Annotated in this window: 23 protein-coding genes; 7 read left to right on the plus strand and 16 right to left on the minus strand. The window is 71.6% G+C overall.

Annotated elements, in window-relative coordinates; genetic code table 11:
- Positions 1-226 precede the first annotated feature (226 nt).
- The gene (locus tag AAW13_RS06075; RefSeq protein ID WP_046726760.1) at positions 227-667 is read left to right on the plus strand and encodes a carboxymuconolactone decarboxylase family protein; all 441 of its coding nucleotides are present in this window, start codon (positions 227-229) and stop codon (positions 665-667) included.
- Here AAW13_RS06075 and AAW13_RS06080 read toward each other — a convergent pair.
- The gene (locus AAW13_RS06080) at positions 654-3149 is read right to left on the minus strand and encodes an alpha-L-arabinofuranosidase C-terminal domain-containing protein (RefSeq protein ID WP_046726682.1); all 2496 of its coding nucleotides are present in this window, start codon (positions 3147-3149) and stop codon (positions 654-656) included. The two genes, AAW13_RS06075 and AAW13_RS06080, sit on opposite strands and share 14 nt — an antisense overlap.
- Positions 3150-3312: 163 nt before the next feature.
- Here AAW13_RS06080 and AAW13_RS06085 point away from each other — a divergent pair, with 163 nt between their 5' ends.
- Entirely contained in the window at positions 3313-3756 is a 444-nt protein-coding gene (locus AAW13_RS06085) for a DUF6314 family protein (protein ID WP_046726683.1), read from the plus strand.
- A 64-nt stretch (positions 3757-3820) separates the two neighbouring features.
- Here the strand turns inward: AAW13_RS06085 and AAW13_RS06090 are convergent, their stop codons facing one another.
- The 3 genes from AAW13_RS06090 to AAW13_RS06100 form a co-directional block, all read right to left on the minus strand.
- A complete protein-coding gene (locus tag AAW13_RS06090) occupies positions 3821-4414 on the minus strand; it encodes a histidine phosphatase family protein (RefSeq protein ID WP_046726684.1) in 594 nt (197 codons plus the stop codon).
- Positions 4415-4530: 116 nt separating this feature from the next.
- Positions 4531-4977, minus strand: coding sequence for a GNAT family N-acetyltransferase (locus AAW13_RS06095; protein ID WP_046726685.1), 447 nt, complete (start codon positions 4975-4977; stop codon positions 4531-4533).
- Positions 4978-5028: 51 nt separating this feature from the next.
- A complete protein-coding gene (locus AAW13_RS06100) occupies positions 5029-6474 on the minus strand; it encodes an aminotransferase-like domain-containing protein (RefSeq protein WP_206306160.1) in 1446 nt (481 codons plus the stop codon).
- Between AAW13_RS06100 and AAW13_RS06105 the strand changes: the two genes are divergently transcribed.
- Together AAW13_RS06105 and AAW13_RS06110 are read left to right on the plus strand one after the other, a co-directional pair.
- Positions 6473-7414 carry a DMT family transporter gene (locus AAW13_RS06105; protein WP_046726687.1) on the plus strand — a complete coding sequence of 314 codons (942 nt, stop codon included), beginning with the start codon at positions 6473-6475 and terminating at the stop codon, positions 7412-7414. The genes AAW13_RS06100 and AAW13_RS06105 overlap by 2 nt on opposite strands.
- 13 nt (positions 7415-7427) lie before the next feature.
- Positions 7428-7628: a DUF1918 domain-containing protein gene (locus tag AAW13_RS06110; RefSeq protein WP_046726688.1), complete on the plus strand. Its 201-nt coding sequence runs from the start codon at positions 7428-7430 to the stop codon at positions 7626-7628.
- A gap of 21 nt (positions 7629-7649) precedes the next feature.
- Here AAW13_RS06110 and AAW13_RS06115 read toward each other — a convergent pair whose 3' ends face one another.
- The gene (locus AAW13_RS06115; RefSeq protein WP_046726689.1) at positions 7650-8879 is read right to left on the minus strand and encodes a glycoside hydrolase family 10-like protein; all 1230 of its coding nucleotides are present in this window, start codon (positions 8877-8879) and stop codon (positions 7650-7652) included.
- Between the two features lie 166 nt (positions 8880-9045).
- Between AAW13_RS06115 and AAW13_RS06120 the strand changes: the two genes are divergently transcribed.
- Both AAW13_RS06120 and AAW13_RS06125 read left to right on the plus strand, forming a co-directional pair.
- Complete coding sequence (locus AAW13_RS06120) at positions 9046-9906, plus strand: 3-hydroxybutyryl-CoA dehydrogenase (RefSeq protein ID WP_046726690.1); 861 nt, start codon at positions 9046-9048, stop codon at positions 9904-9906.
- Between the two features lie 219 nt (positions 9907-10125).
- On the plus strand, positions 10126-10383 hold the full coding sequence (locus AAW13_RS06125) for a hypothetical protein (protein WP_046726691.1): 258 nt from the start codon (positions 10126-10128) through the stop codon (positions 10381-10383).
- On the opposite strand, the gene AAW13_RS06130 is transcribed toward AAW13_RS06125, so the two are convergent.
- From AAW13_RS06130 to infC, 10 genes are all read right to left on the minus strand, one after another.
- Positions 10380-10925 (minus strand): NUDIX hydrolase, encoded by a 546-nt coding sequence (locus tag AAW13_RS06130; RefSeq protein WP_071659445.1) that lies wholly within the window; start codon positions 10923-10925, stop codon positions 10380-10382. The genes AAW13_RS06125 and AAW13_RS06130 overlap by 4 nt on opposite strands.
- 56 nt (positions 10926-10981) lie before the next feature.
- A complete protein-coding gene (locus AAW13_RS06135; RefSeq protein ID WP_046726693.1) occupies positions 10982-12331 on the minus strand; it encodes an NsdA family TPR-like regulatory protein in 1350 nt (449 codons plus the stop codon).
- Between the two features lie 204 nt (positions 12332-12535).
- The gene (locus tag AAW13_RS06140; protein ID WP_079178724.1) at positions 12536-13660 is read right to left on the minus strand and encodes a PP2C family protein-serine/threonine phosphatase; all 1125 of its coding nucleotides are present in this window, start codon (positions 13658-13660) and stop codon (positions 12536-12538) included.
- 321 nt (positions 13661-13981) lie between these two features.
- Positions 13982-16495 carry a phenylalanine--tRNA ligase subunit beta gene (gene pheT / locus AAW13_RS06145; protein ID WP_046726694.1) on the minus strand — a complete coding sequence of 838 codons (2514 nt, stop codon included), beginning with the start codon at positions 16493-16495 and terminating at the stop codon, positions 13982-13984.
- The gene (gene pheS, locus AAW13_RS06150) at positions 16495-17616 is read right to left on the minus strand and encodes a phenylalanine--tRNA ligase subunit alpha (protein ID WP_046726695.1); all 1122 of its coding nucleotides are present in this window, start codon (positions 17614-17616) and stop codon (positions 16495-16497) included. The genes pheT and pheS overlap by 1 nt, the downstream gene beginning before the upstream one ends.
- A gap of 135 nt (positions 17617-17751) precedes the next feature.
- Complete coding sequence (locus AAW13_RS06155; RefSeq protein ID WP_046726696.1) at positions 17752-18897, minus strand: sensor histidine kinase; 1146 nt, start codon at positions 18895-18897, stop codon at positions 17752-17754.
- 54 nt (positions 18898-18951) lie between these two features.
- Complete coding sequence (locus tag AAW13_RS06160; protein WP_046726697.1) at positions 18952-19806, minus strand: TrmH family RNA methyltransferase; 855 nt, start codon at positions 19804-19806, stop codon at positions 18952-18954.
- 179 nt (positions 19807-19985) lie between these two features.
- Positions 19986-20369 (minus strand): 50S ribosomal protein L20, encoded by a 384-nt coding sequence (rplT, locus tag AAW13_RS06165; RefSeq protein ID WP_020938960.1) that lies wholly within the window; start codon positions 20367-20369, stop codon positions 19986-19988.
- 100 nt (positions 20370-20469) lie between these two features.
- Positions 20470-20664 carry a 50S ribosomal protein L35 gene (gene rpmI / locus AAW13_RS06170; protein ID WP_046726698.1) on the minus strand — a complete coding sequence of 65 codons (195 nt, stop codon included), beginning with the start codon at positions 20662-20664 and terminating at the stop codon, positions 20470-20472.
- A 135-nt stretch (positions 20665-20799) separates the two neighbouring features.
- A complete protein-coding gene (infC, locus tag AAW13_RS06175; protein ID WP_079178725.1) occupies positions 20800-21456 on the minus strand; it encodes a translation initiation factor IF-3 in 657 nt (218 codons plus the stop codon).
- A gap of 399 nt (positions 21457-21855) precedes the next feature.
- On the opposite strand from infC, the gene AAW13_RS06180 reads away from it, so the two are divergent.
- On the plus strand, positions 21856-22230 hold the full coding sequence (locus tag AAW13_RS06180) for a DUF1844 domain-containing protein (RefSeq protein ID WP_046726700.1): 375 nt from the start codon (positions 21856-21858) through the stop codon (positions 22228-22230).
- A gap of 8 nt (positions 22231-22238) precedes the next feature.
- On the opposite strand, the gene AAW13_RS06185 is transcribed toward AAW13_RS06180, so the two are convergent.
- Positions 22239-22970 (minus strand): SseB family protein, encoded by a 732-nt coding sequence (locus AAW13_RS06185; RefSeq protein WP_046726701.1) that lies wholly within the window; start codon positions 22968-22970, stop codon positions 22239-22241.
- Between the last annotated feature and the right edge of the window lie 99 nt (positions 22971-23069).

The following is a 23069-nucleotide window of genomic DNA, read 5'->3' on the forward strand; positions in this document are numbered from 1 at the left end:
CGGGGCCTGCCTGCCGAGCGGATCCCGCGGCTTCGGGGGCTCTCCCGACCCGCCCCGGACGAAGGCGAGCCGCCTGTGCGGAGCCTGACCAGGCGCCGGCCGTCCGCCGGAGCGGGTTGCCGTGCCGCGGCGGCCGGGTCGACCGTGGGACCGGCTTGACCTGGAGCGCGCTCCAGCTCCTAGCGTTCTCGTCGTGACCGTCGCCGAGGAGAACGGAAGAGCCGGCATGAGCGAGAGCACGACCCGTGAAGAGCGTTTCGCGCGAGGTCTCGAGGTTCTGGGCCAGGTCGCCGGCGGCGCCGCGCCGCAGGTCCTCGACGCCCTGGCCGACGTCAGTCCCGAACTGGGCCACCAAGTGGTCGCCTGGGGCTTCGGGGAGATCTACTCCCGGCCCCAGCTGCCGCCCAGGGAGCGGCAGCTGGTGACACTGGGCATCCTCACCGCGCTGGGCGGCTGCGAGCCCCAGCTGGAGGTGCACGTCGACTTCTCCCTCAACGCCGGCCTCACCCCCGAGGAGATCGTGGAGGCGCTGCTGCACTCCGCCGGGTACTGCGGTTTCCCGAAGGCGCTCAACGCCACGCTGGTCGCGAGGAAGGTGTTCGCCGAACGCGGGCTGCTCCCGGTCCAGGAGCGGCCCGCGCCCGGTCCTGACGCTACTTCTGCCTGATCCGCAGGAAGGTGACCGAGTTCGCCGGGAAGGTGTACGTGAACCGGTCGGCGACCCCCGTGAAGGTGGAGGTGACCGGGGCGACCGCGGTGGACGTCTCCGTGTTCACCGCGTCCGGCGCCGCGGCGAGCGTGGTCACCCGCGCCTTTCGCGACACCTCGGCGTCACCGAGGTCGACGGCCGTGCGGGCTGCCGTGGACTGGGCGTTGACGACCTTGACGATCAGGTCGCCGGTTTTCCGGTCCTCGGTGACGACCTGCCGGAAGGGCTCGGCCGGCTTGTCGTCCTTGAAGCTGCCCCACTCCTGGCCGTCGAGGTAGAGGGTGACCTGTCGGCCCCGCACCTTGATGTCGACGTCGTAGGTCCGGCCGGTCTCGACCGACCCGGCCTTGGCGACCAGCGTGGACTTGCCGCCGTCCACGGCCTGTTCGACGGCGGTCTGGGTGTTGTTCCAGCCGCCGATGTTCCACCAGTAGTAGTTCCCGGTGTCCTTGACGCCGAAGGCGACCAGGAAGCCCTCCTTGCCGGATTTCTTGGTGGCCTTCACGTGCAGGTCGTAGTCGTGCCAGCTCGGGTCGCCGGCCTGGACCATGGTGTTCTCGGCGGTGTCGGAGGTCTCGACGTACTGCCCGTCCTGGACCGCCCAGCTGCCGCCGCCGGTGTGCGTCCACTGTGCGGCGTCGCCGGAGAAGTCGTCGCTGAGCAGGGTAGCGCCGTCCGCGCCGGTCACCTTGACGTCGTCGTAGGCGGCGCTGGTGTTCCAGGTGGACAGGCCGACGGCGCCGGAGATCGGGGCGAGCAGTGACGGTGTGCCGGTCGCGGTGGAGGGCACCACCCGGTCGCCGACGTTGTTCATGAAGAGCTTCTGGACCTCGTAGTTCGCCGAACCCCAGGAGGCGTGGTTGTTGAACCACACCATGTCCGGGCTCCACTGGACATAGTCCTCGTTGGCGAACAGCGGGGCGTAGGAGGCGAGTGCGACGACGTCGGCGTTGCGTTCCAGGCCGGTCATGTAGGCGGCCTCGGCGAGGCCGTTCTTGAAGGCGTTGCCGCCGGAGGCGTACTCGCCGACGAAGACCTTGGGGCCGCTGCGGTCGTAGGAGTCGTAGCGGTCGTTGTTCTGTAGGAACCACTGCGGGCTGTTGTAGTAGTGCTCGTCGACCATGTCGACCTTGGCGTCCTTGTTGAGCTGCCAGGCCGTGTCGAAGGTCGTACCGGAGTCGTCGGGGCCGGAGTTGGAGATGACCCGCATGTACGGGTACTTCGCCTGGACGGCCGACCGGAACTGCGTGAAGCGGGCGAAGAACTCGGTGGGCAGGTTCTCCTCGTTGCCGACCTCGATGTGGGTGAGGTGGAACGGCTCGGGGTGGCCCATCCGGGCCCGCACGCCGCCCCACTTCGAGGTCGCCGGGCCGTTGGCGAACTCGATGAGGTCGAGGGTGTCCTGGATGTGCCGCTTCAGCAGCGCGTCGTCGTCCACCGCCTTGTTCTGGCCGCAGCCGGTGACCAGGGCCGGCACGACGGGCAGCGGCATGGCGCCGACGTCCTCGGCGAAACGGAAGTACTCGTAGTAGCCGAGGCCGTAACTCTGGTTGTACCCCCAGAAGTTGGCGTTGGTGGCGCGGGTCTCGACCGGGCCGACGGTGTCCTTCCACTGGTACGACCGCTTGCGCTGGTAGCCGGAGGCCTCGCTGTAGTCCTCCATGGAGCCGGTGTTGACCAGGCAGCCGCCGGGGAAGCGGACGAAGCCGGGGTGCAGGGCGGCGATCTTCTCGGCGAGGTCCTTGCGCAGGCCGTTGGGCTCGTGCTTGTAGGTGTCGCGGGGGAAGAGCGAGACCATGTCGAGCGCGGCGGCGGCCGAACTGGCCACGGTGAGGCGGCCGGTGGAGCTGGTGCGGGTCGCGGTGAAGGCCGCCCGGTACCTGGCCCAGCCGTTCTTCCGCACGGCCACCCGGCGGGCGGTGGTGAGCGTGCCGCCGGCGTCCTGGAGGCTGACGGTCAGGGTGGTGCCGGCGTCGGCGCGGGCCCAGACGGAGAAGTCGTACTTCTTGCCGTCCTCGACGCGGATGCCGGTGTTGTAGCCGGAGTTGGTGACGGCGGAACCGGCGGCGAGGGCGAGGTAGTCGCGGTTGCGGTCGTTGAGGCGGCCGGCGTCGTTCACGACCTGGGCGGTGCCGGTGACCGTCCACGCGGTGAGCGGGGTGTACGACTTGTTGTCGTCGGTCGTGTACTCGAAGGACCGGTTCTGGACCAGTTCCGCGTACAGACCGCCGTCGGCGGCACGGTTGATGTCCTCGAAGAAGACGCCGTACATCGTCTTGTCGATCTCCGCGCCCCGGGCCGTGGGGTCGACGGTGATCGCGTAGTCGGTGGCGTCCTCGGCGTGGGCGGGGGCCGGGACGAGGCCGGCCGCGAGCAGGAAGGCGCTCGCCCCGAGGCTGTATCTCAGGCGGCGCGGCCGGGTGCGGCTGGTGCGTGACATAAGTACTCCGCGGCTCGTGAAGGAGTGAGGGAGTTGGAGGAGTTGGGGGAGTCGCTCATTCTCGTTCGAAATATCGGACACTGGTCAGCACTTCGAACGGAAAGATAGGTACGGGGCATGAGCGCGTCAATGGGGCGGGCGTAGGGTCGGTGAGGTGAGGGACATGGACGGGTTCTGGCCGGTGCCGGACGCACTGGCCCATCTGGCCGGGCGGTGGCGGGTCGAGCGGACCGTGCGGGACCTGGCGGGCGGGGACACGGGGCGGTTCGAGGGGACCACCGCGTTCCGGCCGCTGGACGGGGGCGGGCTGCTGCACGAGGAGTCGGGGACGTTCACCTGGCAGGGCGTGGCGCGGCCCGCCGAGCGGACACTGCGGTTCCTGCCGGGCGCGCGGCCGGGAACCGTGGACGTGCGGTTCGCCGACGGGCGGTTCTTCCACGACCTGGATCTGACGTCGGGGCGGTACGTCGCCGACCATCCCTGCGCGGCGGACCTCTACCGGGGCGAGTTCACGGTCCGCGACGCCGACCGCTGGCGGACGGTGTGGCGGGTGGGCGGCCCGGCGAAGGACCTGGTCCTCACGACCGACTACACGCGCGAGGGCTGACCGTGACGGGCCCCGGGGGCGCCGGGACCGGCCGTCGTCGCGTCGATCCGGCCAGGGGGCGCGGTCAAGGGCGCGTGGACTGGGCCGGAACGGCGTCGAAGCGCAGGTTCCAGCGGCCCGCGAGGCCCGTGACCGTGGTCGTCGACAGCGGGCGCACGTCGATGTTCCAGTAGGTCGAGGGCGGCGCCTTGAGGGCGTAGACGACGGCGGCGCGGATCACCGAGGGCTCGGCGACGGCGACGATCCGGCCACCGTCACCGACCGGACGGGTGTCCAGCCAGCCGCCGACCCGGGCGATGAACCCGAGCAGCGACTCGCCGCCGTGCGGGGTGGCGCGCGGGTCGGCGAGCCAGGCGTCCACCAGGTCCGGTTCCCGCGCCATCGCCTCGCCCAGGGTCAGCCCGCGCCAGCGGCCCATGTCGCAGTCGCGCAGGGCGAGCTGGACCAGCGGGGCGTAGCCCAGGCCCTCCCCGGTCGCCCGGCTGCGCGGGGTGGGCGAGCAGTAGCGCAGCTCGGCCGCCGCCAGCGGCAGCAGTTCGCCGATGACGCGCTGCACCTCCTGCCAGCCCGCCTGGTCCAGCGGGCGGTCGTCCTCGAAACGCTCGGCGAGCAGCGGTGAGCTGCGCGCGGCTGCGACGAACGTGACCCGAAGTGACATGCGGCGATGGTGTGACGCCCATGTGCGCAGGTCAAGAGCGTTCGGGCTGCGACTTGGCGGAGGTGGAGGAAATGTTACTCAATGGTCCGGAGGTGTCCGACAAGTCGGCCTGAATGTCACTCCGGTGCGGGGTAGTAGAACGCCATCCACTGGTCCGGGTGTTCGAGCGGGGCGAATCCGAACTTCTCGTAGACGCCGTGCGCGTCGTGGGTGGCCAGCAGGACCCGCCGCACCCCGGACGGCCGCAGGTGCTCACGGATCGCCCCGACCATGGCGGTGCCCACACCCTTGCCGCGCGCCACCGGGTCGACGTACACGTCGGCGAGCCAGGCGAACAGCGCGTGGTCGGTCACCACGCGCGCGTACGCCACCTGCTCCCCGGTGACGGTGTCGTACACCCCGAAGTTGAGGGAACCCGCCATCGCCCGCCGCTGCTGGTCCAGTGGACGGCCGGTCGCCCAGTAGGCGTCGGTGGACAGCCAGCGGTGGACGCGTTCGACGTCCACCCGGTCGGTGTCGGCGGAGAACTCGTAGCCCTCGGGGAGGCCGGGCGCATCGTTCATGCGGGGATCCTCGCCGGTCGCGCGCGCCGGTGTCGATCGGATTTCCGGGTCTCAGGTTCCGGGGCGCAGCACCTCGTCGCAGGCCGTGCGCAGTCGTCGTACGCCCTCGGTGAGCTCGCCCGCTCCGGCGACCGCCGCGAAGCTCAGCCGGACGTGGGCGGCCGGGGCCTCGGCGCTGAAGTAGGGGCGGCCGGGGGTGATGGCGACGCCCGCGCGGAGCGCCGCGCCGGTCAGGGCCGCGTCGTCGGTGCCGTCGGGCAGGCGCAGCCAGAGGTGGTAGCCCCCGGACGGGATGTACGGGAGGGCGAGTTCGGGGAGGTGCTGGGCGACGGCGCCGGTGAGCGTGTCCCGGCGGGTCTTCAGCTCGGCCGACAGACTGCGCAGGTGGCGGGGCCAGGCCGGGGAGCCGACGAGTTCGAGGGCGGCCTCCTGGAGCGGGCGCGGGACGAAGAAGGTGTCGACGATCTGGATGGCGCGCAGCCGTTCCAGGACCGGGCCGCGGGCGGCCAGGGCGGCCACCCGGAAGCTGGGGGACGTCGCCTTGGTCAGCGAGCCCACGTAGACGACCACGCCGTCCGGGTCGTCGGCCACCAGCGGGCGGGGCAGCGGGCCCGCGTCCGTGTGCACCAGCCGTCGTACGAAGTCGTCCTCGACGACGAAGGCACCGGCCGCACGGGCGATGCGCAGCACCTCGGCGCGGCGGTCGGGGGCGAGCACGGCACCGGTCGGGTTCTGGAAGAGGGGCTGGCAGACGAAGACCCGGGCGCCGGTCGCGCGGAAGGCGTCGCTGAGCAGTTCCGGTTTCACGCCGTCGGGGTCGACGGGTACCGGGACCGGGCGCAGGCCGGCGGCGCGGGCGATGGCCAGCATGCCGGGGTAGGTGGGTGACTCGACGAGGACCGGGGCGCCGGGCGGGGCGAGCGCGCGCAGCGCGGTGGCCAGGGCGGACTGGCCGCCGGTCGCGATCAGCACCTCGGCGGCGGTGACGGCGCCACCGATGTCGCGGGCGAACCACTCACGCAGCTCCGGCAGTCCGTCGAGCGGCGGCCGTCCCCAGGCGCCGGGGCGCCGGCCGGCCCGCGCCAGCGCCGCCGCCATGGCGCGCTCCGGTTCCAGGGAGGCGTGCAGGTAGCCGCCGCTGAGTTCCAGGACGCCGGGCGGCGGGGCGGCCAGGCAGACCGTCACACCGGAGACGTCGACCGTGCGCGGGACCACGTCGAGGGCGCCCTCGGCGCTGAGCGCGACCTCCTGCCAGGAGGTGTCCCCGGCGGGCTCGGGCGTGGTGCGCGGCCTGGCCCGGAAGGCGCCGGCGCCGGGCCGGGTGACGACCAGGCCCTCCGCGACCAGCTGGGCCAGTGCCCGCGAGACGGTCACCGGGCTCACCCGGAACCGCTCCACGAGGGCCCGGCTGGACGGGAGCTTTCCACCAGGTGAGTAGCGGTCCAGATCCTGTCGCAGCTGTTCCGCCAGTTCAGCCACGCTGCTACGCTCTTGCATGAGAGCACAGAGTAGCGCTACCGGCCCGAGTTCGATAGCGGTCAGCACCTCCCCGGTGACTCCCGGGGCTGCCGCTCCCTCCTCCCAGCGGCTGGGCACCGCGCAGGCGGCCCTCGGTGTCGTCACCTTCTCCCTCACCTTTCCGGCCACCGCCTGGGGCCTGGAGGGCTTCGGCCCCTGGGCCCTGGTGGCGGTGCGCAGCGTGCTCGCGGCGGCCCTGGCGGGTACCTGTCTGCTGGTCCTGCGGGTACGACTGCCCGAGCGCCGGCACTGGGCGGGGCTGGCCGTGGTCGCGCTCGGCGTCGTGCTGGGCTTCCCGATGCTGACCACGCTCGCCCTGGAGACCTCCACGACCTCGCACGCGGCCGTGGTGGTGGGTCTGCTCCCGCTGACCACCGCCCTCTGCTCGGCCCTGCGCATGGGCGTCCGCCCGTCCCGCACCTTCTGGGCGGCGGCCCTGGCGGGTGCGGTGGCCGTGCTGGCGTTCACGGTCGCCCAGAGCGGCGGGGCACTCACGGCCGCCGACGGCTACCTGTTCGGCGCGCTGGTGGTGTGCGCGGCCGGTTACACCGAGGGCGGCCGGCTGGCCCGGGTCATGCCGGGGTGGCAGGTCATCGGCTGGGCGCTGGTGTGCTGTCTGCCGCTGACCGTGCCGGTCGCGGCGGTCGCGCTGGCGTACGAGCCGGTCGTGTGGAACGTGCACGGGGTGGCCGGTCTGCTGTGGGTTGCGGTCGGCTCGCAGTTCTTCGGTCTGGTGGTCTGGTACCGGGGCATGGCGGCCGTCGGCATCCCCAAGGCCAGCCAGTTGCAGTTGGCGCAGCCGCTGCTCACACTGGTGTGGTCGGTGCTGCTGCTGGGCGAGCACCTCACCGCGGCCGCTCCACTCACGGCCGCCGCCGTGCTCGTGTGCATCGCCGTCACCCAACGATCGCGATCGTGAGGAGGCCCTGGAGATGCGTGCATCCGAGGGCGACCAGCTTGTCCAGCACGGCAGGGTGGTCGGACAGCACGACCAGGTCTCGACCGTCGTCAAAGTACTGGGCCCCGAGGGCAACCCGCCCTACCGGGTCCGCTTCGAGGACGGCCACGAGGCCATCATGTCCCCCGGTCCCGACTGCCAGGTCAGGCACCAGGAGACCCACCAACAGTTCTGAGATCCGAACGGGGCCCGCGGGTCAGTCCGGCGGGGTCGCCGACTGCTTGTAGTGGTCGGCGACCACCCGCGACAGGGCCCCGACGGGGTCGGCGGCCACCTCCTTGGCCGCGAAGTAGACGTGCCCGCCGACCTCCGCGTACCTGCCTGCGAGGGTGAGATGCCGGGACAGTTCGGCCGGGTCCTGCCAGGCCGCGGGCGCGCCGGCGGCGCCGGCCCGGTACAGGGCCTCGCCGATGTACAGCCGGGTGCCGGTCCCCTTGGCCACACCCGCCCACCAGTCGACGACCTTGGCGTAGTCGGCGGCGGAGTTGCCGATCTGCCAGTACACCTGCGGCACGACATAGTCGATCCAGTTCTTCAGGACCCACTTCCGGGTGTCCGCGTACAGGTCGTCGTACGTCTCGACGCCCGCCCTGGTGTCCGAACCGCGGGAGTCGGTGGCGGCGTTGCGCCACACCGCGAACGGGCTGATCCCGAACCGCGTGCCCGGGCGGAGCTTCCTGATCCCGGCGGCGGTCCCGGTCACCAGCTTGTCGATGTTGTCCCGCCGCCAGGCCGCCCGGGAGGAGAAGGCGGCGCCATGGGCGTCGTAGGCCTCGTCGTCGTCGAAGGTCTGGCCGGCCACCGGGTACGGGTAGAAGTAGTCGTCGAAGTGGACGGCGTCCACGGGATACCGGGCGACCGCGTCCAGGATCGCCTGTTCCACGAAGGCGCGGACGGCCGGCAGGCCCGGGTTGTAGTAGAGCTTGCCGCCGTAGCGCACCACCCAGTCCGGGTGCTTGCGCGCCGGGTGCGAGGCGACCAGTCGGCCCGGGTCCGTGTGGTTGGCGATCCGGTACGGGTTGAACCAGGCATGCAGCCGCAGGCCCCGGGCGTGGGCCTCCTGGACGGCGACACCCAGCGGGTCCCAGCCGGGGTTCCTGCCCTGGGTGCCGGTGAGGTACTGCGACCAGGGCTCGTACGGCGAGGGCCAGAGGGCGTCGGCGGTGGGCCGTACCTGGAGCATCACCGTGTTGAGGCGGAAGTGGACCGCCCGGTCGAGGAGGTCGGTCAGCTCCCTGCGCTGGTCCGCGGCGGTGAGGCCGGCCCGCGAGGGCCAGTCACGGTTGGAGACGGTCGCCAGCCACATGCCCCGCATCTCGGTGGCCGTCCGGTGCGGGCGTCGCGCGGCGGCCGCCGCGCCCGGGGCAGCCGACGTCAGCGTGGACAGCGCCGCCCACGCGAACGCCCTGCGGGACAACCGTGCCATGTGAGCCCCTTTGACTCTGCGGATCCGCGCGGTCACGGATCGCCTCCGCGGCACAGGATGCCCCCACCCGCACGATCGATCATCGATACTTACGGGTAACGTGCACGAACGGAGCAGGCACCGGATCCGGAGGTCCTGCCGGCCGTGGATCAGCGAAAGGGACGATGTGACCGACATCGAGAAGGTCGGAGTCGTGGGCTGCGGCCAGATGGGCGCGGGCATCGCCGAGGTGTGCGCCCGCGCGGGTCTGGACGTCAGGGTCGCCGAGACCACCGGCGAGGCCCTGGAGATCGGCCGCACCCGGCTGTACAACTCCCTGGGCAAGGCCGCCGAACGCGGCAAGATCTCCGCCGAGGAGCGGGACGCCACGCTGGCGCGGCTGAGCTTCACCACGGACCTCGGCGAGTTCGCGGACCGCGACCTGGTGATCGAGGCCGTCGTGGAGAGCGAGCAGGTGAAGACGGAGATCTTCCAGGTGCTCGACCAGGTGGTGACCCGCCCGGACGCGATCCTGGCCTCCAACACCTCCTCCATCCCGCTGGTGAAGCTGGCGGTCGCGACCTCCCGTCCCGACCACGTGATCGGCATCCACTTCTTCAACCCGGCGCCGGTGCAGAAGCTGGTCGAGCTGATCCCCGCGCTCACCACCTCCGAGGGCACGCTCAGCCGCGCCCAGATGTTCGCCGAGAAGGTGCTCGGCAAGCACGCGATCCGCGCCCAGGACCGCTCCGGCTTCGTGGTCAACGCGCTGCTGGTGCCGTACCTGCTCTCGTCCATCCGGATGTTCGAGTCCGGCATCGCGAGCCGCGAGGACATCGACAACGGCATGGAGATGGGCTGCGCACACCCGATGGGCCCGCTGCGGCTGTCCGACCTGATCGGCCTGGACACCATCGTCTCCATCGCGAACAGCATGTACGCCGAGTACAAGGAGCCGCTGTACGCCGCTCCCCCGCTGCTCCAGCGGATGGTCGAGGCGGGCCGGCTGGGCCGCAAGACCGGCTCGGGGTTCTACGCGTACGGCTGAGCGCCACCCCGCCCTCCCCGGTCGGCTACAGGGAGCGATGCTCCACGGGCCCGGCACCGTCATCGGTGCCGGGCCCGTGTGTTTCACACTCCGTGTGCACTCCGGGCACGCATATGCCCTTCGCACACTCTCCCCACGCGCTCACCAGGCGAGTTCACTCTTCATGCGCATGCAAAGGGATGCGGAACAACGCCTTCGACTACGCAAAGGAGCGGACTCGTGACCACCGAACCGGAGCATCCCGTGGTCCAAGGAGAACTCGCAGAGTTACGTCGTCGCCTCGATGTGGCCTACGCGCAGGTCGAGGGAGGACTGAACCTGCTCAGTCACCGCACCAAGGAGACGGCCAAGGAACTGGACGAGCTGAACACCCGCCTGTCCTCGCTGGAGCACGCCCGCTGGCCGCTGCCCTCACTCGCCGCGCTCACCGCGCTGGGCGCCCTGGTCGTCACGGTCTGGCAGGCGCTGGCCCACTAGGCTCCCCGGTCGTCGGCGAGCCTCGCGTGGTGCAGCAGGAGTAACGCGGCCGCCATGTTGGCGGCCGGGACCTCCCCGCGGGCGATCATGTCCGGGACGAGCTTGAGGGGGACCCACTCCCGGCGGTCCGACTCGAAGTCGTCCACGGGGTGTCCGACGTACTCGCCCTCGTCGGACCAGTAGATGTGGTGCCGGGCGTCGGTGAGGCCGTTGGACGGCTCCACGGTCATGAGGTGGTGCAGGGTTCCCGGCCGCCAGCCGGTCTCCTCCTCCAGTTCCCTGGCGGCCGCGACGGCGATGTCCTCGCCGTCCTCCACGACTCCCGCCGCGAGTTCCCAGCCCCAGCTGTCGGTGATGAAACGGTGGCGCCACAGGAGGAGGACCTCGTCCGCCTCGTTGACCACCGTCGCCACGGCAACGGGCCGCAGCCTGATCAGGAAGTGGTCGAGGTGCCGGCCGTCCGGCAGCTCGACATCTGCGAGATTGACGCTGAACCAGCGGTTTTCATACACAGTTTGTTCGTTCTGTTTCGTCCACTGCACGGTTCTGCCACCTTCCGCCGAGTAAGTGGCAATATCGCAGCAGGGACTCCTCAGGCCTACCGGACCTGGAGCGGTACGCGCAGTGCGCCGTCGATGAGTTCGGCGGCCTCGGCGGTTCCGGCGCCGCCGCTGCGCACCAGGTGCTCGCGTACCGCGCGGAGTCTGTCACGCAGCCGCTGGGACTCCATTCCGCGGGCCTGCTCGGCCATCTGCACCGCCGTGGCCACCGCGTTGTCGGCGTCTCCCTGGCGCAGTTCGATGGTGCTCAGCATGGCGAGCCGGTGCACCCGCCCCCGGTCGTGCGCCGGGTTGTCGACGGCGGCCGCGGCGTGCTCCCGGGCGGCGGCCAGTTCACCGAGGCTGAGCAGCGCCTCGGCCACCTGTACGTTGACGAGTCCCGGCTGGACATAGCCGGTCTCGTCCGGTTCGTGGCCGCGCCGGATGCGGTCGGCGGCCGTCTCGGCCCGCCGGATGCAGGACAGCGCGCTCGTGCCGTCGCCGAGGTGGGCGTACGCCTTGGCCTGCATCGCGTAGAGGTCGGAGGCGAGGGCCGGGGTGATGTGCTTGCCCGCGGTCCGCAGCGCGGCCTCCGCGAAGGCGACGGCCTGCCGGAACTCCCGCATGAACAGCGACTGGTTGACGAGCAGCGCGATGACGTAGGCACCGAGTCCGCGGTCCCCGCTGGCCTTCGCCAGCCGCAGCGCCTGGTGGAAGTAGCGCTGCGCGAGGCCGTGGGCGTCGGAGTCGTACGCGCAGATGCCCGCGATGGCGACCAGACCGCCCGTCGCGCGGTGCAGTTGGCGCCCGGTGGCGTCCGTGTAGCCGCCGCGCAGCAGCGGGGCCGCCTCGGCGTTGAGGAAGCCGACGATCCGGGTGCGGGTCGCCATGCCGCCGGCCTTGCGGTACATCTGCTCGTAGTGGGCGCGGGCGGCGCGCAGCATCTCCAGGTCGGCGTGGGTGACCCGGTGCCGTCCGCCGCGCGAGACGTCCACGTCCTCGGGCGGGTTCTCCCACTCCCACACCGGCATCACGGCGGGTGTGCCGGTGACGGCGGGGGCGCCGAGTATGTGCGGTCGCTGCTGTTCGTCGGAGCGCCACAGCGCGGTGGCCCGTTCGACGAAACCGGAGAGCGAGGTGGCGTGCGGGACGCCGGGCTGGCCCGGGACACCGAGGCCGATGTCGTCGAGGGTGACCGGACGGTGCAGCCGGCCCGCGAGCACCTCGCAGATCAGGTCGGGCACCTGGCCCCTGGGCCGCTGCCCCTTCAGCCATCGGGCGACGGCGGTGTGTTCGTAGCGTAGCGAGAGTCCACGGGCCCGGCCCGCCTGGTTGACGTGGGCGGCGAGTCCGGCGTGCGAGATCCCCGCCTCGTCCAGGATCGCGTCGAGCAGTGAGTTGGGCTGCATGGATGCCCCCCGGGTGGCCTGGTGCCGTCAGCGTAGTGCGGGTGCGTTCACACGGGGTGTGAACCGAGTGCGCGGATCCGTAGGGTGTGCGCGCTGTCGCGGAGAGTGTCGGTCCGGTTGACTGAACTGCCTCGCAAGAGGCCGGCCGGGCCGCCGGCTCCCCCTCGTACAGTGCGGTGGCCTGGCCGGCGGCTGGGCCGACGGCTAGGGAAGGGGCCGGTGAAGGCAGGTCGTCGACTGCGGGTGCACGGGGGTTGCTCGCCCGGTTCCCCGCGCCCCCAGGGGGGCGCGTTGATGCGTGCGATCGTCGTGGAGCACCAGGAGGGCGATGTCGTCGGTCGGGCGGCCGTCGGTGTGGTGGAGCAGGGCGGTGAAGACCGTGCGGAGGATGGTCTGGGGGACGGCCGGGCCGTTCCGTACCGCTTCCGCGAGTGCGTCGCGCAGGGAGAAGAAGCGGCCTCGCGTGTCTCTCGCGTCCTCCGCGCCGTCCGTGTAGAGGACCAGGGACTCGTCGGGGAGCAGGTGGCCGCACGGCGTGGCAGCCAGGTCCGCGGGCAGGGGGAAGGGCCCGAGCGGCGGAAGCGGATCGGCCGGCGACAGCGGCTCGACGCGGGCACCGCTCAGCAGGTACGGCCACGGATGGCCGCAGTTGATCGCCCGCAGCTCGCCGTCCCCCGCGATCTCCAGGAGCAGCAGGGTCACGAACTCCTCGGCGACCGGGCTGTCCGGGTCCTGGCCGCCGCAGGCCGGATGCTCGGCCCTGGCTCGTTCGCGCAGGTGCCTGGCCAGGGCGCGGTCCAACCGGCCGACCACCCGGCCCAGTTCGGGCTCGTCATGGGCCGCCTCACGGAAGCTGCCGAGGACGGCGGCGACGGTGCCGACGGCGGCCAGCCCGTGTCCGCGGACGTCACCCATCACGACCCGGACGCCGTGTTCGGTGGCGACGGCCTCGTAGAGATCACCGCCGATGCTCGCGCCCCGGTCGGCGGAGAGCTGGGCGGCGGCCACGTGCAGCCCGGCCAGGCGCGGCGGCAACGGCCGCAGCAGCACGCTCTGCGCGACCCCGGCGACCTTGCGGGCCTGCCGCAACTCCCTGAGCAGGGCTCGGCGGACATGGAGTATGAGACCGGTGCCGACCGCGAAGAACACGGCGCTGGTGACGATCCGCGCGCCGAGCCCGTTCTGCTCGGCCAGCGGGCAACCGAATTTGTAGCCGACCGCGACGGCGCCCCATGCCGTGGGCAACGCCAGGGCGTGGGCACGGCGCCTGGGCCGTGAGTTCGTCCGGGGCCACCCGCTGCGGGGAACCCCAGCCTTGATGCGGATCATGCCGATGGCCCCCATGTAGGCCCTGACAGACAGAATCGGACCGACCCCGAAAGGCCGGTCCGATTCTGTCGACGGGACGCCCCGATAGCGCCACATCTGGATTGGATCTCACCCAAATGAGTGACGATCAACCAGGCGCCCGCATTTATGCAGGTGGCAGCGCGTGTTTCACGCCGCAGAGGGCGGCGCCCCGACAGCCGCGGAGGGCGGCGCCCCGACAGGGGCGCTGGGGGCACCCCCGGCCGCAGGCTGGGGGAGGAACCGCGCGACCGGCCAGGACGAGACCCGCACCCGGCCCGAACGCGCGGCCCCCCACGGCACCTAGCCGCGCAGTACCGCTCCCGTCCGCTCCCCCGCCAGGGCGACCGCGGCGTCACGAGCCGCCGACGCCTCGTCGACCGTCAGCGTCCGGTCACCCGCGCGGAAGCGCAGCGCGTACGCCAGCGACTTCTTCCCGTCGCCCAGCTGCTCGTCGTTGACATACACGTCGAACAGCCGGATGGCCTCCAGGAGTTCACCCGCACCCTCGCGCAGGGCCGCCTCGACCTCCGCCGCCGGCACCGGCTTGTCGACCACGAGGGCGACATCCTGCGTGGCCACCGGGAACGTGGAGATGCCCGGCGCCTGCGGGGTGCCGTCCCCGGCCCGCTCCACCGCGTCCAGGTCCAGCTCCATCGCGCAGGTGCGCGCGGGCAGCCCCAGCGCCTTCACGACACGCGGGTGCAGCTCACCGGCGTGGCCCACGACCCGCTCGGTGCCGTCGGCGACGACCACCAGCTCGGCGCACCGGCCGGGGTGCCACGGTCCGTACTGGCCGGACCGCACGGTCAGCTCGGCCCCGGCCTCACGGGCGACCGCCCGCCCCGCCTCGACCGCGTCGGCCCAGTCGGCGGGCCGGCCCCGGCCCCACCAGCCGGCCTGCTCGCGGGCGCCCGAGAGGACGACGGCGACATGGCGCGGCTGCTCGGGCAGCACGGCGTCCAGCGCGGCGAGTTCCGCGTCGGTCGGACGCCGGTCGACCGGCAGGTGACCGGCGATGCCCTGCTCCTCGCGCGGCAGGAAGACCAGGCCGGTCTCGAACAGCGCCAGGTCGTGCGCACCACGTCCGTCGTTGCGCCGGAGCGCACCGAGCAGGCCCGGCAGCAGCGAGGTACGGAGCGCGGGCTCCTCGTCGTTGAGCGGGTTGGTGAGCTTCACGACACGGCGGGCCGGGTCGTCGGCGGCCAGACCGAGCTGGTCGAAGACGCCCTCGCCGACGAACGGGTAGTTCGGCGCCTCGACGTAGCCGGCCCCGGCGAGCGCGCGGCCGACCCTGCGGTGCAGGCGCTGCCGGGCGGTCAGGCCCCGGCCGGACGGCGGCTTGGGCAGCGTGGAGGGCAGGTTCTCGTAGCCCTCCAGCCGGATGACCTCTTCGGCCAGGTCGTTCTGCTCGAACAGGTCCGGCCGCCAGGACGGCACGGTGACGATCAGCTCGTCCTGCCCGTAGACGTCGCAGCCGACCTCCTGGAGGCGGCGGACGACGGTCTCCCGGCCGTACTCGACACCCGCGACCTTGTCGGGGTGGTTCGCCGCGACCGTGATGGTGTGCGGCGCGGACGGCGCGATGACCTCGGTGACGCCGGCCTCGGCGGTACCGCCGGCGAGCAGCACCAGCAGGTCGACGGTGCGCTGCGCGGCGGCGGCCGCGGCCTGCGGGTCGACACCTCGCTCGAAGCGGCGCGAGGCCTCCGAGGACAGCTTGTGCCGGCGGGCGGTGCGCGCGATGGCGACGGCGTCGAAGTGGGCCGCCTCGATGACCACGTCGGTCGTGGCGTTCTGGACGTCCTCGTGGTCGGCGATCTCGGTGTTGGCACCGCCCATGACGCCCGCCAGGCCGATGGGGCCGCGGTCGTCGGTGATGACCAGGTCCTCGGCGTGCAGCTTCCGCTCGACGCCGTCGAGGGTGACGATCCTCTCGCCCTCGGCCGCGCGGCGGACGCCGACGGTGCCCTGGACCAGGTTGCGGTCGTAGGCGTGCAGCGGCTGGCCGATCTCCATCATCACGTAGTTGGTGACGTCGACCGCGAGGGAGATCGGGCGCATGCCGACCTTCTGGAGCCGGCGCCGGAGCCAGATCGGCGAGCGGGCCTCGGGGCTCAGGCCGACGACGGTGCGCGCGGTGAAGCGGTCGCAGCCGAGCGGGTCGGAGACCTGGACCGGGTAGCCGAAGGCGTTCGGGCCGGGCACGTCGAGGAGGGCCGGGTCGCTCAGCGGCAGGCCGTAGGCGATGGCGGTCTCACGGGCCACGCCGCGGATGGACAGGCAGTCGCCGCGGTTGGCGGTGACGGCGATGTCCAGGACCTCGTCGACCAGTTCGAGCAGCTCGATGGCGTCCTTGCCGACCTCGGTCTCCGGCGGCAGCACGATGATGCCGTGGGTACCGTCGTCGCCCATGCCCAGTTCGTCGCTGGAGCAGATCATGCCGTGGGAGGTCTTGCCGTAGGTCTTGCGGGCGCTGATCGAGAACCCGCCGGGGAGCACGGCCCCGGGGAGGACCACGACGACCTTGTCGCCGACCGCGAAGTTGCGGGCGCCGCAGACGATCTCCTGCGGTTCACCGGTGCCGTTGGCGGAGCCGACGTCCACGGTGCAGAAGCGGATCGGCTTCTTGAAGCCCTCCAGCTCCTCGACGGTCAGCACCTGACCGACGACCAGGGGGCCCTTGAGGCCGTCGCCGAGCTGCTCGACGGTCTCGACCTCGAGGCCGGCCGAGATGAGCTTGGCCTGCACGTCGCGGCCGGTCTCGGTGGCCGGCAGGTCGACGTACTCCCGCAGCCAGGAAAGCGGGACCCGCATCAGATCTCCATCCCGAACGGCCGGGTGAACCGGACGTCACCCTCGACCATGTCTCGCATGTCCTCGACGTTGTGGCGGAACATCAGCATCCGCTCGATGCCGAAACCGAAGGCGAAGCCGCTGTACTTCTCCGGGTCGACACCGCAGGCGGTGAGCACCCTCGGGTTGACCATGCCGCAGCCGCCCAGCTCGATCCAGCCCTCGGAGGAGCAGGTACGGCAGGGGCGGTCGGGGTTGCCGACGGACTCGCCCTTGCAGACGTAGCAGAGCATGTCCATCTCGGCGGACGGCTCGGTGAAGGGGAAGAAGTTCGGCCGCAGCCGGGTCTTCATGCCCTCTCCGAACAGGGACTGGACCATGTGGTCCAGGGTGCCCTTGAGGTCCGCCATGGTCAGGCCCTCGTCCACGGCGAGCAGCTCGACCTGGTGGAAGACCGGGGTGTGGGTGGCGTCCAGCTCGTCGGTGCGGTAGACCCGGCCCGGGCAGATCACGTAGACCGGCAGCTCGCGGTCGAGCAGCGAGCGGATCTGGACCGGCGAGGTGTGGGTGCGCAGCACGACACCGGACTCCGTGCCGCCCTCGGGACCCTGCACGAAGAAGGTGTCCGCCTCGCCGCGCGCCGGGTGGTCCGGGCCGATGTTCAGGGCGTCGAAGTTGAACCACTCGGCCTCGACCTGGGGGCCCTCCGCGACCTCGTAGCCCATGGCCACGAAGATGTCCTCGATGCGCTCCGAGAGCGTGGTCAGCGGGTGCCGGGCACCGGCCGGGACGCGGTCGTAGGGCAGCGTGACGTCCACCGCCTCCTCGACCAGCACCCGGGTGTCGCGCTCGGCCTCCAGCTCCTCCTGGCGGCCGGCGAGCGCCTTGTTCACGGCGCCGCGGGCCTGGCCGACGAGCTTGCCCGCGGCGGCCTTGGCGTGCGGGGGCAGGGCGCCGATCTCGCGGTTGGCGAGGGCCAGCGGGGAGGTGCCGCCGGTGTGGGCGACCTTGGCCTCCTGGAGCGCGTCGAGGGAGTCCGCGGCGGCGAAGGCGGCGAGCGCCTCGTCCCGCATGCGCTCGATCTCTTCCGGTTTCAACGCCTCGACCTCTACAGGGTCGTACGACTTATTCGGTGCCGACATCTCTTCCCGTGCTTCCGATTACTGGCGGATGGTCCCCGTGACCGTCGGTGGCCGTGTGCAGGACACAAAGGTGCCAAAGGCCGAGTCTAACGGGGTGGAGGTGTACGAATGCGCCCGCGGGCCGCCCGGCCGCTCTCAGGTGAGATACGCCGGCGTGCTCACGGGCAACGTAAATCGGAACTCGGCGCCGCCGCCGGGGGCGCGTCCGACGGTGATGGTGCCGCCGTGGGCCTCGACGATGCCCTTGACGATGTACAGCCCGAGGCCGGTGCCACCGCGCTTGCTGCCCCGCCAGAAGCGGGTGAAGACGCGGTTCATGGATTCCTCCGGGATGCCTGGCCCCTCGTCGCTCACCGTGACCGACGTAGCCGCGTTCTCAGGGCTTTCCCCGTCCCGCGGGGACGCCGTGGCCGTGATGTCGATGGTGACAGTTCCCTCGCCGTGCCGCACGGCGTTTTCGATGAGGTTGCTGAGGACCTGGTCGACCTTGTCCGGGTCGGCCCACAGGGCGGGCAGCGGCTGCTCGATGCGGAGCAGGAACCGGTCGGCGGGCTGCCCGGCGGCGACGTAGGCCTGGATGTGCCGTCCGACGGCGGCACCTATGTCCACGGGCTGGCGGCGCACCTCCAGCCGTCCGGAGTCGATCCGCGAGATGTCCAGCAGCTCGGCGATGAGCCGGGTGACCCGGTCGGCGTCCGCGTCCACCGTCTCCAGCATCAGGCGCTTCTGGTCGTCGGTGAACCGTTCCCACTTGGCGAGCAGGGTGGCGGTGAACCCCTTGACGGAGGTGAGCGGCGAGCGCAGCTCGTGGGCGACGGTGGCGATCAGCTCGGCGTGGCTGCGTTCGGTACGGCGTCGGGCCTCGGTGTCCCGCAGCGACACGACGACCCGGCGCACCGGCCCGGTCGGCTCGGCGCGCACGTAGCGGGCCGACACCAGGACCTCACGGCCGCCGGGCAGCAGCAGGTTGCGCTCGGGCTGGCCGACCCGGATGGCGAGGCCGCCGTAGGGGTCGGTGAGCTGCCACCAGCGCCTGCCCTCCAGGTCCTCTAAGGGGAGCGCCTTCTCCAGGCGCCTGCCGAGGGCGTCGGCGGGGGCGGTGGCGGTGATCCGGGCGGCGGCGGCGTTGAAGCAGACGACGATGCCGTGCTCGTCGGCGACCACCAGGCCGTCGGGCAGTTCGTCGGGGTCGACGGCGAGCCCGGTGAGGTCGCCGTGCCGGGGCGCGGGCACGCGGCCGGTACCGCGGCCCCCCGGCGCGTTGCTGGTGCCGACACTCATACCCCGTACTCCACCTCTCAGACGGCGCAGCAGGCCCCCGAGCTCGTCACCCTACTAGCCCCTGGTGACGGAGCGGCATCCTCCGGAGGCGCGCTGTGCACGGGCCGATGCGTAGAGACATACGGCGGCGGCGGTGGCGAGGTTCAGGCTTTCCGCCTTCCCGTGGATCGGGACGCGCACGACGGCGTCCGCGAGCGCGCGGGTCTCCTCCGGGAGCCCCCACGCCTCGTTGCCGAACACCCAGGCCGTCGGCCCGCCCATGGTCCCCTTGTCGAGCTCGTCGTCGAGGTCGTCGGTACCGGCTCCGTCGGCGGCGAGGATCCGCACGCCGGCGTCCTTGAGCCCGGCGACGGCCTGTTCGACGGGGACGCCGACGGCGACGGGCAGGTGGAAGTGGGAGCCGACGGAGGCGCGCACGGCCTTCGGGTTGTAGAGGTCGACGGACGCGTCGGTGAGGACGACCGCCTCGGCGCCGGCGGCGTCGGCGCAGCGCAGCACGGTGCCGGCGTTGCCGGGGTCCCGGACGTTGGCGAGGACGGCGACGAGCCGGGGCCGGGCGGCCAGGATGTCCTCGAAGGGGGTGTCGAGGAACCGGCACACTCCGACCAGCCCCTGGGGGGTGACGGTGGTCGAGATGTCGGCGATGACGTCCTCTGCGGCGAGGTGGATCCGGGCGCCGGCGGTCCTGGCCGCTCCGATGATGTCGGCGTACCGCTCGGCTGCCTCGACGGTCGTGAACAGTTCGACGAGCGTCGGCAGGCCGGCGACCCGATGCCCGGCCGCCTCCCGCACGGCCTGCGGGCCCTCGGCGAGGAACAGCCGGTCCTTCCCCCTGAAGTTTCGCTTCGCGAGCCGCCGGGCAGCGGCGACCCGCGCGGACCGGGGGGAGATCAGCTCAGGGCTGGACATCGTGTCGTCACTTTCAAGGAAACGCGGCGGAACGGCGCCCCTTCAGGCGCGCGGGGAACTGCGCGACAAGCCCCCCACCGGCCCGCGGCCGAACAACGAACCGCGGGCCTCAACAACAGGACCCGCAAGCTTTTCAGCCTGCGGGTCCTCAAGTCACGTCGGCCGAAGCCAGCGCAGCGTCACGCCGCCTTGGGGGCGTTGACGTCCGACGGCAGCGCCTTCTGGGCCACCTCGACGAGCGCGGCGAACGCGTTCGCGTCGTTGACCGCGAGCTCGGCCAGGATCTTGCGGTCGACCTCGACGTTCGCGGCCTTCAGACCCTGGATGAAGCGGTTGTAGGTGATGCCGTTGGCGCGGGCAGCGGCGTTGATGCGCTGGATCCACAGCTGACGGAAGTCGCCCTTGCGCTTCTTGCGGTCGTTGTAGTTGTAGACCAGCGAGTGGGTGACCTGCTCCTTGGCCTTGCGGTACAGGCGCGAGCGCTGACCGCGGTAGCCGGAGGCCGCCTCGAGGATCGCCCGGCGCTTCTTGTGGGCGTTGACTGCCCGCTTGACGCGTGCCACTTGTTAACTCCTTGTAGCGGGGCCGCGGTTGGACTCACGCGGCCCGGAAACGACTGGGTCCCGGTTGCTCTGACTCAGGGCGCGGCGAGGCGCCCGCGTGTCACTTGCCGAGAAGCTTCTTGATCTTCGCGGTGTCACCCGGGGCCATCTCGGCGTTGCCGGTCAGGCGACGCGTCACGCGGGACGACTTGTGCTCGAGCAGGTGGCGCTTGCCGGCGCGCTCACGCAGCACCTTGCCGGAGCCGGTGACCTTGAAGCGCTTGCTGGCACCGCTGTGCGTCTTGTTCTTCGGCATAGCGCCGTTATCTCCTCGTCGGTGGCGTTCCGGTGCCCGGTCGCGAAACCGGGCACGGTGGAACGTCGCTCTTGTATCGGTTACATCCTGGGACTCGCGCCCCGGGGTGCTGACCTGGGGCGGGTTACCCCGGGATCACGCCTCGACATGCTCCTCGGCGGGCGCCTCGGACTCGACCTCGACCTCGGCGTCGGCGGCGTTCTGCGAGCGGCCGGGGTTGGCCTTCGCATCCGCCTTGCGGGCTTCCTGCGCCTGCCTGGCCTCGGCCATGGCCTCGGTCTTCTTCTTGTGCGGACCGAGAACCATGATCATGTTCCGGCCGTCCTGCTTCGGGTTCGACTCAACGAAACCGAGGTCCTGGACGTCCTCCGCGAGCCGCTGAAGCAGTCGGTAGCCCAGCTCGGGCCGGGACTGCTCGCGACCACGGAACATGATCGTGATCTTGACCTTGTCGCCCTGCTTGAGGAACCGGACGACGTGACCCTTCTTGGTGTCATAGTCGTGCGGGTCGATCTTCGGCCGGAGCTTCATCTCCTTGATGACCGTGTGCGCCTGGTTCTTGCGCGCCTCACGGGCCTTCATGGCCGACTCGTACTTGAACTTCCCGTAGTCCATGAGCTTGCACACGGGCGGACGGGCGTTCGCCGCGACCTCGACCAGGTCCAGGTCGTACTCCTGCGCAAGCTCCAGGGCCTTAGCGAGCGGGACAATGCCCACCTGCTCGCCACTGGGACCGACAAGTCGCACCTCGGGAACGCGAATCCGGTCGTTGATGCGGGGCTCGGCGCTGATGGATCCTCCTCGGTAGCACCACGCGACGGTCTGGCGGACAGCCGCGTAACGTCTGTTTTCGTAAGACCTAACCGCGCCGAAGCACAAAAAATGCCCCGGACGATCACAGGCGGGGCTCCTCGAACTACCGGAACACCGCCGCGAGGATCGCGGGGCGCACTATCGGACGGAACGCGTTCGCCGAAACGGCGAGAGCGACCCGTCTGACCGGTGACCCGCCGCCCTGAGGGTGGTCGGGTGGGAGTTCGAAGCCTCCACTTGTGGGCCGAGTCGGTGAGCCGTTGGCATACCTGTCCGGCCGGTCGTCACACCAGGCTAGCAGCTGAGCGGAGAGAGGGCTAATCGGGGCGAGGCGGACCGCGGTCGGCGACCCGCGCCGGTACGCCTATCGTGTGGGGCATGAGTGAGACGCCCCTTTCCGGCCCCGGCTCCGCCGAGCAGCCCGACTTCGACGAGATGACCCGCGACATCGCCGAGGTCCCCGCCGTCGAGGTGATCGTGACGGTCGCCGTGAACCTGATGAGCGCGGCCGCCGTGAAGCTCGGTCTGACCGAGGAGGGCGACAAGTACAAGGACCTGGACGAGGCCCGCAAGCTGGTCACCGCCCTCGCCGGGCTGCTCGACGCGTCCGCGACCGAGATCAGCTCCTTCCACGCGGCCCCGCTGCGGGACGGCCTGAAGTCGCTCCAGCTGGCCTTCCGCGAGGCCTCCCTCGTCCCCGACGAGCCCGGCCAGGGCCCCGGCGAGAAGTACACCGGCCCCATCTACGGCTAGGCCGCGGCTCACCCTCGTACGAACAAGGGCTCGCCCGGAGGCGTGGTCCCGGCCGGCAGCAGTGCCAGGTCGAGACCGCGCACCAGGCGGGCCCGCAGTGTTCCGTCGGCGGCGAGCCGCTCGGCGACGGAGCGGGCGGCGTCGGCGGGGGGCGCGGCCGGGTCCAGCACGAGGGCGAGGACGCCGTCGGCCCGCCCCGGCCCGAGATGGGCGCGGAGCACGGCGGGCTCGGCGGCCACGGCCGTACGGACGGCGTCGAGCACGGCGGGATCGGCGAGCGGGTCGGTACTCGTCCGGCCCTCGGCGAGGGCGAGCAGCGCGGCACCGGTCAGCTCGAACGGCACCGGCCCCGACAGGTCCAGCACCACCGTGTCCGCCTTCTCGTGGGCGGCGGCCTGGAGCGCCTGGTGCAGGGGTACGGCGACGGGGCGGGCCGCCGGGTCCCAGCGGGCCAGCGACTCGGTGGAGGTGAAGGCGGGCAGGGCGGTGCGCCCGCCGGCCTTCAGGGTGGGGACCGCCATGTCACTGGTCTTCTCGCGGCGCAGTCCGTTCTCGTCCTCCTCCACCTCGCCGAGCACGGCGACGACGGGGACCAGCAGCCGGGCGCCCTTCAGCGCCTCCAGGACGGGGCCCACGGCCGTACGGTCCTCGGCCCAGGCGGCCAGCGCGGCGGCCAGCCGGGGGTCGGCCGAGCCGTCGTCGTCGGAGTAGCCGGAGTCGGGAATGTTCTTGTTCGCCACGGTCCCCGACCCTATCGGGGGGATGCTGCTGCGGTTGTGCGGCCCCCGAAACCGGAGCGACACGGCTTTCACACGAATCTCAGAATTCCCTGACCGTCC

Source organism: Streptomyces humi (assembly GCF_001005085.2).
In the GTDB taxonomy this organism is placed as follows: domain Bacteria; phylum Actinomycetota; class Actinomycetes; order Streptomycetales; family Streptomycetaceae; genus Streptomyces; species Streptomyces humi.